At 63.9% G+C, this 13,934-nt stretch carries 16 protein-coding genes; 12 read left to right on the plus strand and 4 right to left on the minus strand.

Going from position 1 to position 13,934, the window contains the following annotated elements:
* Positions 1-5: 5 nt before the first annotated feature.
* From fahA to AC1DWQ_RS09475, 3 genes are all read left to right on the plus strand, one after another.
* Positions 6-1,283: a fumarylacetoacetase gene (gene fahA / locus AC1DWQ_RS09465; protein WP_477669393.1), complete on the plus strand. Its 1,278-nt coding sequence runs from the start codon at positions 6-8 to the stop codon at positions 1,281-1,283.
* Between the two features lie 266 nt (positions 1,284-1,549).
* Positions 1,550-2,716: a cytochrome P450 gene (locus AC1DWQ_RS09470; protein WP_477669394.1), complete on the plus strand. Its 1,167-nt coding sequence runs from the start codon at positions 1,550-1,552 to the stop codon at positions 2,714-2,716.
* 22 nt (positions 2,717-2,738) lie between these two features.
* Positions 2,739-3,083 (plus strand): antibiotic biosynthesis monooxygenase family protein, encoded by a 345-nt coding sequence (locus AC1DWQ_RS09475; protein WP_477669395.1) that lies wholly within the window; start codon positions 2,739-2,741, stop codon positions 3,081-3,083.
* Positions 3,084-3,085: 2 nt separating this feature from the next.
* Here the strand turns inward: AC1DWQ_RS09475 and AC1DWQ_RS09480 are convergent, their stop codons facing one another.
* Positions 3,086-3,502 carry a DUF2784 domain-containing protein gene (locus AC1DWQ_RS09480; RefSeq protein WP_477669396.1) on the minus strand — a complete coding sequence of 139 codons (417 nt, stop codon included), beginning with the start codon at positions 3,500-3,502 and terminating at the stop codon, positions 3,086-3,088.
* Between the two features lie 176 nt (positions 3,503-3,678).
* Here AC1DWQ_RS09480 and AC1DWQ_RS09485 point away from each other — a divergent pair, with 176 nt between their 5' ends.
* The 4 genes from AC1DWQ_RS09485 (at position 3,679) to AC1DWQ_RS09500 (ending at position 8,131) form a co-directional block, all read left to right on the plus strand.
* Positions 3,679-6,078: a YgiQ family radical SAM protein gene (locus AC1DWQ_RS09485; RefSeq protein WP_477669397.1), complete on the plus strand. Its 2,400-nt coding sequence runs from the start codon at positions 3,679-3,681 to the stop codon at positions 6,076-6,078.
* A 53-nt stretch (positions 6,079-6,131) separates the two neighbouring features.
* A complete protein-coding gene (locus tag AC1DWQ_RS09490; protein WP_477669398.1) occupies positions 6,132-6,590 on the plus strand; it encodes a YgaP family membrane protein in 459 nt (152 codons plus the stop codon).
* The gene (locus AC1DWQ_RS09495) at positions 6,590-7,135 is read left to right on the plus strand and encodes an RNA polymerase sigma factor (protein ID WP_477669621.1); all 546 of its coding nucleotides are present in this window, start codon (positions 6,590-6,592) and stop codon (positions 7,133-7,135) included. Before AC1DWQ_RS09490 ends, AC1DWQ_RS09495 begins: the two co-directional genes overlap by 1 nt.
* Before the next feature lie 153 nt (positions 7,136-7,288).
* Positions 7,289-8,131, plus strand: a complete 843-nt coding sequence (locus AC1DWQ_RS09500; protein WP_477669399.1) for a hypothetical protein — start codon at positions 7,289-7,291, stop codon at positions 8,129-8,131.
* 76 nt (positions 8,132-8,207) lie between these two features.
* On the opposite strand, the gene AC1DWQ_RS09505 is transcribed toward AC1DWQ_RS09500, so the two are convergent.
* On the minus strand, positions 8,208-9,140 hold the full coding sequence (locus AC1DWQ_RS09505; protein WP_477669400.1) for a CoA transferase: 933 nt from the start codon (positions 9,138-9,140) through the stop codon (positions 8,208-8,210).
* A gap of 214 nt (positions 9,141-9,354) precedes the next feature.
* Between AC1DWQ_RS09505 and AC1DWQ_RS09510 the strand changes: the two genes are divergently transcribed.
* Genes AC1DWQ_RS09510 through AC1DWQ_RS09525 form a run of 4 tightly spaced genes read left to right on the plus strand, consistent with a single transcriptional unit; the run spans position 9,355 to position 10,773 of the window.
* A complete protein-coding gene (locus tag AC1DWQ_RS09510; RefSeq protein ID WP_477665937.1) occupies positions 9,355-9,924 on the plus strand; it encodes a DUF2975 domain-containing protein in 570 nt (189 codons plus the stop codon).
* A gap of 33 nt (positions 9,925-9,957) precedes the next feature.
* Complete coding sequence (locus tag AC1DWQ_RS09515) at positions 9,958-10,173, plus strand: helix-turn-helix domain-containing protein (protein ID WP_092127875.1); 216 nt, start codon at positions 9,958-9,960, stop codon at positions 10,171-10,173.
* A 20-nt stretch (positions 10,174-10,193) separates the two neighbouring features.
* Positions 10,194-10,394, plus strand: coding sequence for a hypothetical protein (locus AC1DWQ_RS09520; protein ID WP_477648716.1), 201 nt, complete (start codon positions 10,194-10,196; stop codon positions 10,392-10,394).
* A 49-nt stretch (positions 10,395-10,443) separates the two neighbouring features.
* Positions 10,444-10,773 (plus strand): TfoX/Sxy family protein, encoded by a 330-nt coding sequence (locus AC1DWQ_RS09525; protein ID WP_477669401.1) that lies wholly within the window; start codon positions 10,444-10,446, stop codon positions 10,771-10,773.
* 31 nt (positions 10,774-10,804) lie between these two features.
* On the opposite strand, the gene pobA is transcribed toward AC1DWQ_RS09525, so the two are convergent.
* On the minus strand, positions 10,805-11,974 hold the full coding sequence (gene pobA, locus AC1DWQ_RS09530) for a 4-hydroxybenzoate 3-monooxygenase (protein ID WP_477669402.1): 1,170 nt from the start codon (positions 11,972-11,974) through the stop codon (positions 10,805-10,807).
* 126 nt (positions 11,975-12,100) lie between these two features.
* On the opposite strand from pobA, the gene AC1DWQ_RS09535 reads away from it, so the two are divergent.
* Positions 12,101-12,946: an IclR family transcriptional regulator domain-containing protein gene (locus AC1DWQ_RS09535; protein ID WP_477669403.1), complete on the plus strand. Its 846-nt coding sequence runs from the start codon at positions 12,101-12,103 to the stop codon at positions 12,944-12,946.
* On the opposite strand, the gene AC1DWQ_RS09540 is transcribed toward AC1DWQ_RS09535, so the two are convergent.
* Complete coding sequence (locus AC1DWQ_RS09540; protein WP_477669404.1) at positions 12,943-13,791, minus strand: DMT family transporter; 849 nt, start codon at positions 13,789-13,791, stop codon at positions 12,943-12,945. The genes AC1DWQ_RS09535 and AC1DWQ_RS09540 overlap by 4 nt on opposite strands.
* Positions 13,792-13,934: the final 143 nt, after the last annotated feature.

Consider the following 13,934-nt stretch of genomic DNA (forward strand, 5'->3'; position numbering starts at 1 on the left):
CGCGCATGAACCAGTCCCTCAACGCCACCCACGACCCTGAGCTGCGCAGCTGGGTCGCATCTGCGAATGACGCGGGAACAGACTTTCCGATCCAGAACCTGCCTTTTGGCACCTACAGCCATGGGCCGGGCGGGGAGCGGAAGATTGGCGTGGCCATTGGCGACCAGGTGCTGGATGTTCGGGCGGCCGGGCTGCTCGATACCGGTGACATGAATGAGTTGATGGCACAAAACCCGGCGACGATCAGTGCGCTGCGAGCGGCGATCTCGCGAGGCCTCGCAGAGGGCAGCTCAAAGCAAGCTGAGTGGAAGAACTTTTTGTCCCCCCAGGATTCGGTCACCCTGCACCTGCCTTGCCGCATCGGCGACTACACCGACTTCTACACCGGCATCCACCACGCCACCACCGTCGGCAAGCTGTTTCGGCCTGACGCACCGCTGCTGCCCAACTACAAGTGGGTTCCCATCGGCTATCACGGCCGCGCGTCGTCCATCGGTGTGAGCGGCCAGGCCTTTCCCCGCCCGATGGGCCAGACCAAAGGCCCGGACGACGCGGCACCTGTGTTGCGTCCCACCCAGCGACTTGACTACGAACTGGAACTCGGCGTGCTGGTGGGGCAGGGCAACGCGCTGGGCGAGCCCATCGCCATGGCTCAGGCTGAAGCACATGCCTTTGGCATGGTGCTGCTGAACGACTGGTCGGCGCGTGACGTGCAAGCCTGGGAATACCAGCCGCTCGGACCGTTCCTGTCCAAGAACTTTGCCAGCACGCTCTCGCCGTGGGTCGTCACGATGGAGGCGCTGGCGCCGTTTCGCGCACCGTTCGTGCGGCCCGAAGGCGACCCGCAGCCATTGCCGTACCTGGACTCGGAAGGCAACCGCCGCCTGGGTGGTATGGATGTGGCGCTGGAAGTGTGGATAGAGACCGAGGCCATGCGGGAAGCTGGCCGGGGCCCCGAGCGCTTGTCGCAATCGAACTTTCGTGACGCCTACTGGACGGTGGCGCAGCTGCTCACGCACCACACCGTCAACGGCTGCAACCTGCAGCCCGGCGATTTGCTGGGCTCGGGCACGCTGTCAGGCCCGGCGCCGGAACAGGCCGGCTCGTTGCTGGAGCTGAGCTCGGGCGGCAAGAATGCGCTGACCCTGGCCAATGGCGAAAAGCGCACCTTCCTGCAGGACGGGGACGCCGTCATCCTGCGTGCAAGCTGCGTGCGCGAAGGCTTCCGGCGGATTGGTTTTGGCGAGTGCCGTGGGCAGGTGCTGCCGGCCAGGGGCCTGTAAGGCACCTTGTGTTGTAGATGCGTTTTGCTATTAAGTTGATAGCTGCTCGCGCTTGTTACATAAGGGCTGTCGGCACTTTTCGTTCTGAAAATGCTGATTTTTAGCATTTCAGGGCCGGTGAATCCCCCAAACAGCTGCTTCGAAGCTCTTTAACCCTGCCGGCAGGTTGTATCCATGTCCCCGCACGTAAGCATTCGGCGGGCAACTGCCAACACTTCGCCCCGCAACGAAGCATCCCGCCGGCCACCTGGGCAAAAATGGCGCTCATGCAGCATCCCGAACACGTCCTCGCGGCACCCAGCCACCCCAACCCCTATCCTTATTACGCCGCGCTGGTGGCCGGCCCACCGCTGGTGTTTGACGCAGCACGCAAGCTCTGGATCGCAGCCAGTGCGGCAGCGGTCAATGCCGTGCTGCGCAACCCGGCGTGCCGCGTACGGCCTGCGGCTGAGCCCGTGCCGCAGGCCATCGTCGGGTCGGCGGCGGGTGAGGTGTTCGGCCACCTGGTTCGCATGAACGACGGCATCCGGCACGACGCACCCAAACTGGCCTTGCAGCGTTTTCTGGCCGCGCTGGATCTGGACCGTGTTGGCGAGCGCACCAGGTTGATTGCGGCGAAGGCCGTGGGTGGCGAACCCTTGCGCGGAGCGGCGTTGTCGGATTGGGCTTTTGACGTGCCTGTGATGGCAGTCGCCGATGCCCTGGGTTTTGCGCAGGCCGAGCTGCCGCGCGTTGCGGGCTGGACGCGCGACTTTGTGGCCTGCCTCTCGCCGCTCAGCACGCCGGAGCAACTGGCTGCGGCGGGTGATGCAGCAGCGGCCTTGCTGGCAAGGTTCTCGGTGCTGGTGCAGGCGGAGGCAAACCCGGACAGCGCCGTTGCCCGTGTCCAGCAGGAAGCTCAGAAGGCGGGCTGGAATGACGCCGCAGCGTTGCTCGCCAACCTGGTCGGCCTGCTGTCGCAGACCTGCGAGGCGACTGCCGGCCTTGTCGGGAACAGCCTGGTGGCCCTGGCCACGCAACCGGGCCTGGCCGAAACCGTGCGTCAGGACCCGGGCAAGTTGCTTCAGATGGCGTACGAGGTCAGCCGCCATGATCCGTCCATTCACAACACGCGCCGTTTTGTGGCAGAGGCAACAGAGGTGGCGGGGGTTTCCCTGAAGGCGGGCGATGCCATCCTGGTGGTTCTGGCGGCCGCCGGCCGTGACCCCTTGTGCAACCCGGAGCCCGAACGGTTTTTGCTGGACCGCGCAAGCCGTGAGGTGCCCGGCTTCGGCAGGGGCGCACACCAGTGCCCGGGGCAGTCGCTGGCCTGCATCATTGCTTCCGCGGCCGTCCAGGCCTTGCTGGATTCAGGCAAGCTGCGGTTGCCGAAACCGGGAGGCTGGCACCACCGGCCCTCCCTGAATGCCCGCATCCCGGTTTTTTCTGATTGAGTACCACGACTGAAAGCGCCACATGATCGCCATCATTTTTGAAGTGCAGCCCGCCGGGGGCAACATGCAAACCTATCTTGATATTGCCGCAGCGCTCAAACCGCAGCTTGAGCAAATCGACGGCTTTATTTCCGTTGAACGGTTTCAAAGCCTGAGCAACCCGGGCAAGCTGCTATCGCTCTCATTCTTCAGGGACGAAGCCGCCGTGATGGAATGGCGCCGCCTTGAGTCCCACCGCAAGGCGCAAAGCCGCGGGCGCGGCGGCGTGTTTGAGAATTACCGCCTGCGTGTGGCCCATGTGCTGCGCGACTATGGCCTGAACGAGCGCGACGAGGCGCCCGCGGACAGCCGTGAGCAGCACGGCTAAATTCAGGCGGGGTGAGGCCTGGCGCGCTTCCAGCGGGGCGGCCACCACCACCAGCTCAGCAGCACCAGCACGCCGAATCCGGTGTAGGCCGTCATGAACACCCAGGCGGGCGCGTCGAAAAAGATCAGTCGCGACAGCCAGTGCTCAATGAAGGAGCCGCCATAACTGGCTTGCCCGGCCTGCAGCCTCAGGGCCTGTTCCCAAATGGTGAGCGGGCAGACCTCTCCCAGCCAGCTTTGCGCCACCACAAAGCCGATCAACGCCAGATGCGTGAGCCTGACCCACGGCGCGCGAACCCAGGCCCAGCCGCGCCAGCCGCCGGCCATGAACAGCAGTTGGCCGAGCACGGCAAAGGCGACGATCGCCACGTGCAGCACCAGAATGGAGTCGGCAAGTAGGGCCGCAGTGAAAGGGCTCATGGGCATGATGGAGTAAGGATGCGGGGTAATTCGTGGCCATTCGTGGTCATGAGGCCACTTTAAACATGCCAATAGCGCATGGACAGGTGTTTGTAGGGCTTAAATGCCGAATAAAGAGGCAAAACTCAGGGTAAACCTTACAATGGAGGGTTACCCAAGAGGGTTACCTCAAGTCCATGAACGCCCCTGTCGACGTCTCCTTTTTTACGCGCGCCGCCAAGCCGCTCACCAGTTACCGCAAGTACTGGGCGGCCCGCTTTGGCACGGCCAAATTTTTGCCCACCAGCCGGGCCGAAATGGACGCGCTCGGCTGGGACAGCTGCGACATCATCATCGTCACGGGCGACGCCTATGTAGACCATCCGAGCTTCGGTATGGCCGTCATTGGCCGCATGCTGGAGGCGCAAGGCTTTCGCGTGGGCATCATCGCCCAGCCTGACTGGCAAAGCGCCGACCCATTCCGCGTGCTGGGCAAGCCCAACCTGTTCTTCGGCGTGACCGCCGGCAACATGGACTCGATGATCAACCGCTACACGGCTGACCACAAGATTCGCAGCGACGACGCCTACACCCCCGGCGATGTGGGCGGCAAACGCCCCGACCGCGCGGCCCTGGTGTATTCGCAGCGCTGCCGCGAAGCCTACAAAGACGTGCCCATCATCCTGGGCGGCATTGAAGGCTCGCTGCGCCGCATCGCGCATTACGACTACTGGTCCGACAAAGTGCGCCGCAGCGTGGTGGTCGACGCCAAGTGTGACCTGCTGCTGTACGGCAATGCCGAACGCGCGATTGTTGAAATTGCCCACCGCCTGGCGGCCAAGGAGCCTGTGGCCAACATCACCGACGTGCGCGGTACGGCCTTCATCCGCCGCAGCGGCGATGAAACCGCCAACGGCTGGTTTGAAATCGATTCCACCAGCGTTGACGCACCCGGCCGCGTCGAAGCGCACGTCAACCCGTATTTGATGATTTCCGACCAGGCGCGGGAGCAGGGCGCTACCTGCGCGCGCGAAGAGGAAGCCACCGAAGTGGCGGTGGAGGCTGAAGCAAAAGGCTCGCCTGTGCTCGCCAAGGCCGTCAAGCCCGCCGCCGCGGCCAACCCGGCCATCAAGCCGCTGACTTTCGTGGCCAACCCCAACCTGCCGTCCACAGTGCACACCGCGCAAGGCAAGATCAAGGTTCCGCCGCGCGACCGCTCCGTGATCCGCTTGCCGTCTTACGAGCAGGTCAAGAGCGACGCAGTGCTGTACGCCCACGCCAACCGCGTGCTGCACCTCGAAACCAATCCCGGCAACGCCCGCGCCCTGGTGCAGGCCCACGGCGAGGGCGCCACGGCGCGCGACGTGTGGATCACGCCGCCGCCCATCCCGCTGACCACGGCCGAGATGGACTACGTCTTCGACTTGCCCTACGCGCGCTCACCGCACCCGCGCTACGCCGACGAAAACGGCGGCCATGACGGCGCCACCAAGATCCCGGCTTGGGAGATGATCCGCTTCAGCGTGAACATCATGCGCGGCTGCTTCGGCGGCTGCACCTTCTGCTCCATCACCGAGCACGAAGGCCGCATCATCCAGAGCCGCTCTGAAGATTCGGTGATCCGTGAGATCGAGGCCATCCGGGACACCGTCAAGGGCTTTACCGGCGCGATCTCCGACCTGGGCGGGCCGACTGCCAACATGTACCGCATCGGCTGCAAGTCGCCCGAAATCGAGGCTGCCTGCCGCAAGCCAAGCTGCGTGTACCCGGGCATCTGCTCCAACCTCAACACCGACCACAACCCGCTCATCAAGATGTACCGCCGCGCGCGGGCCTTGAAGGGCGTGAAGAAGATTCTCATCAGCTCGGGCCTGCGCTACGACCTGGCCGTGCAAAGCCCCGAGTACGTGAAGGAGCTCGTCAGCCATCACGTGGGCGGCTACCTCAAGATCGCGCCCGAGCACACCGAGCAGGGCCCGCTCACCAAGATGATGAAGCCCGGCATCGGCAGCTATGACAAGTTCAAGCAGATGTTCGACAAGTATTCGCTGGAAGCCGGCAAGAAGCAGTTCCTGATTCCGTACTTCATCGCCGCCCACCCGGGCACCAGCGACGAAGACATGATGAACCTGGCGGTCTGGCTCAAGAAAAACGGCTTCCGCGCCGACCAGGTGCAGACGTTTTACCCAAGCCCGATGGCCACGGCCACGACGATGTACCACACCAACAAGAACCCGCTGCGCAAGATCACGCGCGACAGCGAGACGGTGGACATCGTGCGCGGCGAGCGCCGCCGCCGGCTGCACAAGGCCTTTTTGCGCTACCACGACCCGAACAACTGGCCGGTGCTGCGCGAAGCGCTCAAGGCCATGGGCCGGGCGGATCTGATCGGTAACGGCAAGCACCACCTGATTCCGACCTTCCAGCCGATGACCGACGGCAGCTACACCAGCGCGCGGCGCAAGAACTCGACCGGCACTGCCGCCACGGTGAAAGCTTCGCCGGTGGTCAAGGGGCGCCTCTTGACGCGCCACACCGGCCTGCCGCCGCTGGCGCAGGGCGCCGGTGGCAAGCCCGGTGGCCGCAAGGGCCGCTAGGCGCTGCCAACGCAGGCATTTCGAGGTAAAAAGGCTCCGATGGAGCCTTTTTTATGACGAAATTGGCTTCTGACCCAATAGGAACATGCGCGAGCAGCTATCGAATTGATAGCCCCGGAATGCGCGAATTAGTAGCCCGGCAGCTCCGGCATGCCCGGCTAAGCTTGGCCGGTTCTTCATGCGAACGATATTCCAGCAAATATTTCAACAATATTTTCCCCAACGTGAATCCTTTTGCCCGCATGACCTCTCCTTGCAGCGATGCCGCGGTTTTGACGGCAGCTAAAGGAAAGTTCATGTTCTATCGCAAAAATGTGGGGCCCAAAGAGCGGTGGGCGCGTGGTGTGTCCGGCGCCTTGATGGTCGTTTGCGGCCTGCTGGTGCTGGGTGTGACGCCGCTTGGTTTGCTCGCGGCCTGCGCCGGCGTGGTCGCAGTGCTGACAGGGCTGTTGGGTTTTTGCCCGGCTTGCGCCATGGTGGGCCGCAAGCTGGAAAAGCCGGGCCCTTGGTGATGGCCATTGAAACGGCGCTTTTTGCCGCAGCGCAGGCCGGTGACCCGGCCGCGCTGGCTTCGCTGCTGCGGCAGCTGCAGCCCGATGCCCGCCGTTACGCCCGCTACCAATGCCACCGCGGCTCGGCCATCGAAGACGTGGTGCAGGAGGCGCTCATCATCATCTACCGCCGCGTCGGCACCGTGCGCGACGCCGCAGCCCTGGGCGGCTGGATGTTCAAGATCATCGCGCGGCTGTGCATGCTGCCGGCGCTTGCGCTGATGCGCGGCACCCAGGCGCTTACCGACTACGACAAGGACCAGTACTTTGCGCAGATGCCGCAGGACGAACTGCGCATCGACCTGGTCCGTGCGCTGGAGTCCCTGCCGCTGATGTACCGCGAGGTGGTTTTGCTGCGCGACATGGAGCAGCTCACCATCACCGAAATAGCGCAGCGCCTGCAGCTCACCCGCGAAGCCACCAAAAGCCGCATTCACCGGGCGCGTGCGATGGTGCGTGAATACCTGCGGCCTGATGGAGCTGTCCGCGTGAAGACCGGTGCATGACGCCGCTTCACCGTCATGGATTCCTTGCGATCAGCAGGAGAGGGTAGTTATGGCCGCATGTGATGGGGTTCTCTGGCAAGATAAGTGGAGGCAAGCCGCCAGGCCTCAGACCTTCCACTGGCCCTGGCTTCATTCACACCTTCTGGAGACACCATGGACATTGCCCGCAAAGCACTTGCCGCTTTCACCATGGCCGCCGTGCTGGCCTGCGCATGGCTGGCGCCGCTGGATGCCCCCGCCATGCGGCAGGTGGATGCCGGCCTGAAAAGGGCGCTGCTGAGTTTTGCCACGGCCAGGCTGCTCAACGGCGTGATTTCGGTGGCGCAGGGGACCGAAGCTTCGGTGCAGCCTTTCGGCGTGGGTGTCACGTTTGCGCCGGGGCAAATCCTGGATCCGGTCAACGACCTGGTGGAGCAGTTTTCGCATTTGATGCTGGCGGCCAGTGTCGCGTTCGGCGTTCAAAAAGCCTTGATCAGCATCGGCAGCTACTGGCCGGTATCGCTGGCGCTGAGTGCCACGGTGCTGGGCTGGTGGTGGTGTTACCTGCGCAGGCCGCACGTGCCTTTGTGGCTGTCAAGGCTGCTGGTGATCCTGCTGATGCTGCGCTTTGCGGTTCCGGTGGTCACGCTGGGCACCGACATACTGTGGCAAAAATTCCTCGCGGCCGACTACGCCGCCAGCCAGCAATTGATCGACAGCGCCACCGGCAAGGCCAGCCAGCTCAATTCGCCGGCTGCCGCAGCACCCGACAACCGCGGCCTGGTGGACAGCCTGAAAGACTGGCTGGCAAAAAACGGCGATGTGACAAAACACTTCGAGAACCTTAAGCGGGCGGCCGAGCAGGCCACCGAACACATCGTCCGGCTCATTGTGATTTTTGTGCTGCAGACGCTGGTGATCCCCTTGCTGCTGTTGTGGGCCCTGTACGGTTTCGTCAGGCAGGTGTTGCTGGGGCAGCGCTGGCAAAGGCGGCCGGCAGCCTCCACCCTATGTTGATGCGCGAGGGTACCGGCGCATCCGGTTCGTGCATCAAATCGGCCGTTTGATCAATAAGGACAAGCGCAAGAAGCTCCTAATTTGATAGCGAATGCAGTGGGATGTCCTGGTCCTGCGCCAGCTTGTCCAGCTCCTTGCGCGTCTTGCCCAGAAGCCAGGCCTCAATAGCCGCATGCATGGCGGGCGCAAACATGGCCTTCATGCTGGAGGCCGCCATACCAGCCGCCGCGCACAGGCTCGCGGCAAAGTGCGGCTCCAGCGCGGCGAGTGCCACGCGCCCGTCCTTGCAGCGGTAAACGCGGTAGCCCGCATGTCCGCCGCCCACTGCCGCGCCGGGCTGGGTCAGTCCCCAGGCGCGGGGCAGGGCCAGGTAAGCCGCTGCGCCGGAAAGGGCCACTTCCAGAAAAACACCTTTGCCCTTCGCCCGCTGGTGCATCACGGCCTGCAGCACGGCTGCGCCGGCCATCAGTGAGCCGCCCATGTCGGCGTACAGCGTGGCGGGCAGGTCCACACCGGTGATCAGGTCGTTCTGCGCGAGGTAGGTGAGGTCGTGGCCCGGCTCGTCAGCCCGTTCCCCCGGACTGCCGACGATGGCGACCTGGCTCAGGTGCGGGTGCTGTTTGTGCAGTGCTTTCCATGTCAGCCCCAGCTTGGCCAGCGCCGCCGGCCTGAACGACGTGAGCAGCACATCGGTTTGGGCCAGTTCGCGGTGCAGCAGTGTCTGGCCGCGTTCGGTTTTCAGGTCGGCTGTGGCGATGCGCACACCCGCATGCAGGGTTGCATAGGCGGTGGGGTTGTAGAGCTTCATCGGGTCACCCGATGCGCCGGCCGGCGCGCCTTCGTGCGGCGGAGGTTCCAGCTTCATGCAGCGGGCGCCCATCTCGCGGCAGCGCATCAGGGCGGCCGGGCCCGGCAGGTTGAGCGCCAGGCTCAGCACGCGCACGCCCTTGAGTGACTGCATCGGCTGGAGCGCTTTGGCGGGGTTGGGTTTGGAGGGTGAGGGCGGCATGGAGGTCACTGTGAACGGGTGGGGGCCGCAAAGCGTCGGGCACCGGGCGGTTGTGGGGTCAATTTACCTCAAACCCTTGAGTGGCGGCTTCACAGGTGTCATTGCCGGTTGGTTGGAGGGGAAGAAAATTTCTGTTTTATGACTATTAATTATTGTTTAACAGTAATTAATCTGAGACACTGGAAGCCTTTAAACAAGGCAAAGAGGTGCTCCCTTGAAAAATACGGCAACTCCCATGGCCCCCGCCGGGCCGGATGTTCAGGGTATTAGCAGCGTGCTGGCCTGGGCTTGTGCCTTGCTGGCGGTGGCATTGCCGCTGGCGGTGGCTTACCACCTGCTCAGTACGCCCGTTGAAAGCCTGTTGTTGCGCGCCGGGGTTGTGTTGTCGGCATCGCAGGCTGCGGCGCTTGACGTCACGCTGGCCCAGAAAAGCTTTGCTGCCTTGTTGGGCGTGCTGCCGGTGTGCTGCGCGTCGTACGGGCTGGTGTGTGCCATGCGCTGCTTCTCCGGCTTTTCGCAGGCCGAATATTTCAGTGTGCGCACTGTCAAATACCTGCGCGGTTTTGCCGCCGGTATTTTTGCGTCGGTGGTGGCCAGCGTGGTGTCTTCAACGCTGATCACCCTGGTGCTGACATCCGGCGCACCGGCCGGCCAACGTGCGCTGTCCCTGGGCATGGGCAGCAATGAACTGCTGACGCTGCTGTTTGCCGGCATGGTCTGGCAAATCGCCGCCGTGATGGCGCGGGCAGTGGCACTGGCCGAAGAGAACGCGCAGTTCGTCTGACTCTTTCGCCGATCACAGATCACCGCTTGCCGCATGCCCATCGTTGTCAAGCTCGATGTGATGCTGTCTGAACGCAAGGCCAGGTCCAAAGACCTGGCCGCGTATGTCGGCATCACCGAAGCCAACCTGTCCTTGCTCAAGCAGGGCAAGGTCAAGGGCGTGCGCTTTGACACGCTGATGCGCATTTGCGAATTCCTCGACTGCCAGCCGGGGGACCTGCTGGTTTCCCGGCCGGACGACACCACCTGATCCTGCTTCGGAGCTTCCTCATGAAACGCCTTGCCATCGCCGCGGCCCTGGTCGCCCTGCTCAGCGCCTGCGCTGATATCAACTGGGAACAAACTGCCAAGGAATCCGTCAAGTCGGCTTGCCGGGGTGCGGGCAATTGCAGCATTCCCTGTGACCGCGCCAATCCGGCCACCTTCAATGACCCGCAATGCCTGACGGCCGGCAGGCGGCCATCGCCATAATGGCCTTCATGAAAATCAAACAAAAAATCTCTGCAGCCGGGCGGGCAGCATGAGCGCCAGCGCCGAATTCGTCCGTTATGTGCAGGAGCTACTGGTGCCATTGGGAGACATCCGCGATGGAAAGTTCTTTGGTGGTCATGCGATGAAGCACCGTGGAAAGCAGTTCGCCATGGTCATGGGCAACACCCTGTACTTCCGGGTGGACGACGCCTCGCGGCCGGCATATGAGAAGAAGGGCTCCAAGCCCTTCAGCTACTCAACAAAGAACGGTGTGGTGCAGGTGCGCAAGTACTACGCCGCGCCAGCGGAGCTGCTCGATGACCCGGCGCAGTTGCTGGTATGGGCCCGGCAGGCGATCAGTGCGGCGAGCACGGCCTGACAAAAGGAAAAGGCCCGCAGAAAAAGGCTGCTTAAAGCGGCAGGCCCACGTAGTTTTCAGCCAGCGCCGTTGAAGCGGCCTGCGAATGGATCAAATAATCCAGCTCTGCCTCCTGGAGCTTTTGCCCGAAGCCGCCTGCATCGGGAAACTTGTGCATGAGTGACGTGAACCACCAGGAAAAACGCACAGCCTTCCAGACGCGGCGCAGGCAGGTGTCTGAATAGCTGTTGATACCGGCCTCGCTACCGTCGTAAAACTCTGTCAGCGCGCGTGCCAGGTAACGCACATCGCTGGCCGCCAGGTTCAAACCCTTGGCGCCCGTGGGCGGCACGATGTGGGCCGCGTCGCCTGCCAGGAAGAGGCGGCCGAAGCGCATGGGCTCGGCGACAAAGCTGCGCAGCGGCGCAATGCTTTTTTCAATAGAGGGACCTGTGACCAGGCTTTCCGCCAGCTCGGGCGCCAGGCGGCGGCGCAGTTCGTCCCAGAAGGCGTCGTCGCTCCAGTTCTCCACCTTGTCGTCCAGCGGGCATTGCACGTAGTAGCGGCTGCGGGTGTGGCTGCGCATGCTGCACAGGGCAAAACCGCGCGTGTGGTTGCTGTAGACGAGTTCGTGGGAAACGGGCGGCGTCTCTGACAGCACGCCCAGCCAGCCGAAGGGATAGACGCGCTCAAAGGTCTGCAGCGCATTGGCCGGCACGCTGGCGCGGCTCACGCCGTGAAAACCGTCGCAGCCGGCGATGAAGTCGCATTCCACTTCGTGCGCCACGCCGTGCTGCACATAACGCACCTTGGGGTGTGGCCCGTCAAAGTCATGAAGGCTCACGTTTTCGGCTTCATACGCGGTTGCCAGGCCTGCTGCGGCGCGCGCGTCCATCAGGTCGCGCGTGACTTCGGTCTGGCCGTAGACCATCACCTGTTTGCCGCCGGTCAGCTGCTGCAGGTCAATGCGGTGATGGGTGCCGCCAAAGCCGAGGGCAAAGCCGCCGTGCACGAGCCCTTCCTTGTGCATGCGGCCGCCTACACCGACCTCGTCAAGCAGGTCGGTTGTACCTTGCTCCAGCACGCCTGCGCGTATGCGTCCCAGCACATACTCTTTGCTGCGCTGCTCAATCACGATGGCATGGATGCCGGCCTTATGAAGCAGCTGGCCCAGCAAATGCCCGGCGGGGCCGCCGCCCACGATGGCTACCTGTACGCGCATGGTGTCTCCGTTCAATTTGTCGGGCAATGTGCCCCAAGCGAGAAGGTTATGCGGCTGCGTGCGCCGCGCCCAGCGCGTGGCCGCGGCTTTGCACGATGTCCGGCTCACTTGTGCGATGATCGCGCAATGGTCATCTCAAAAACCGCTTTGAAAACCGGCGCTTTCCCGATCGCCAAGCCCGACATGATTGAAGGCATGGCCAAAGGCATGGCCGTGCTCGAGAGTTTTGACACGCAGCGCCAGCGCCTGAACGCCACGCTGGCGGCGGAACGCGCGGGCATCACGCGGGCGGCCGCGCGCCGCCACCTGCTCACGCTCACACACCTGGGTTACCTGGAAACCGACGGCAGCTATTTCTGGCTGGCTGCCAAGGTGCTGCGCTTTTCAGGCAGCTACCTGGCCACCGCACGCCTGCCGCGCGCTGTTCAACCCGCGCTGAACCGGCTGGCCGCGCAAACGCAGGAGTCGTTTTCCGTCGCAGTGCTGGACGGCGACGAGATTGTCATCATTGGCCGCAGCGGTTTTGAGTGGAAGTCACCGGCAGACAGCGGCAGGGCGACGCCGGCGCGCGTGCTGGCTTACGGCTTGCACCTCGGTGCGCGCCTGCCGGCGCATGCGACTTCCACCGGGCGCGTGCTGCTGGCTGCCAAGACTAAAACCGGGTTCAATGCATGGCTGAAAGCCAGGACCGACACAGGCAACCTGGCGCGGTTGACCCTGCACACGACGACCGATCCGCGCAAACTACGCGCCCTTGTTGACCAGGTGCGGCTTGACGACTACTGCGTGGCCAGTGAAGAGCATGAACTGGGTGTGCACGCCCTGGCCGTGCCGCTGCGTGACATGCAGGGGCACACGGTGGCCGCGCTCAATGTGGTGTCGTCGCCGCAGCGGCTGAGGCCGGAGGCCATGCGGCGCGAATTGCTGCCCTTGCTGCTGGATGCCGCGAGGGAGCTGCGTTCGCTGCTTTAGCTTTTGGGTGGCGAAGGGCGCACGGCCAGCGCGACGCCGCCCAGAATGGCCGTGCAACTAGCGGCGAGCGTCCAGCCCAGCGGCTCTCCAAGAAAGACGATGCCGCCCAGTGCGGTAATGGCCGGCACTGAAAGTTGTACCGAGGCCGCCGTAGTGGCGGGAAGCCGCCTCACCGCCGCGTACCAGATGATGTAGCCCATCCCGGAAGTGATCGCACCAGAGGTCACCGCATACGCCGCCCCGCGCATGTCCCAGATCAGTTGCGGGAACATCAAACAGGCCAACAACAGTGCCAGTGGTGTGGCGCGCAGGAAGTTTCCTGCGGTGGCCTGCGTCGCATCACCGGCGTGTTTTCCGCGCAGCGAATACACCGCCCATGCCATGCCGGCCAGCAACATCAGCAAGGCCGATGGCAAGCTTGGTGCGGCGGCGCCGGGCAGCAACAGCGCGATGAGGCCCGCCACGGCAATTACCAGGCCGGCGCTTTGCCTGGCGTCCAGCCGTTCGCCGCGGGCCAGCCCGGTGCCCAGCATCGTGAGTTGCACCGAGCCGAACAGCAGCAGCGCGCCCGTGGCTGCCGGCAGGCTGACGTAGGCCAGCGAGAATGCGGCAGCGTACACGAACAGCGCACCGGCCGACGGCCAGTTGCCGGTCGCCGTGACACCACGCCGCCACATGAAAAGCCAGAGCACCAGCGCACCTGAAGCGATGCGAAGGGCTGTAAAGCTGGCCGCGTCAATCGGTGTGCTGCGCAGTGCGAGGCGGCACAGGAGCGAGTTGCCCGCAAAGGCGAGCATGGCCAGCACGGTGAGGCCCAGCGTTGAGGTGGCCGGTGATACTTTCATGGTGACCGCTCCCGGGCGAACTGTGCGTTCAGGCCGACGCCGCGTTGCGTGCGCCCGTCGGCGCCCTGCGCTTGGGCTTGCCAACTTTTGCCAGCCGGCCGCAGCGGCGGCTAGGGACTGACGGAAAAGCGCTTGGACATTTC

This window comes from Polaromonas sp. P2_G11, assembly GCF_056403595.1.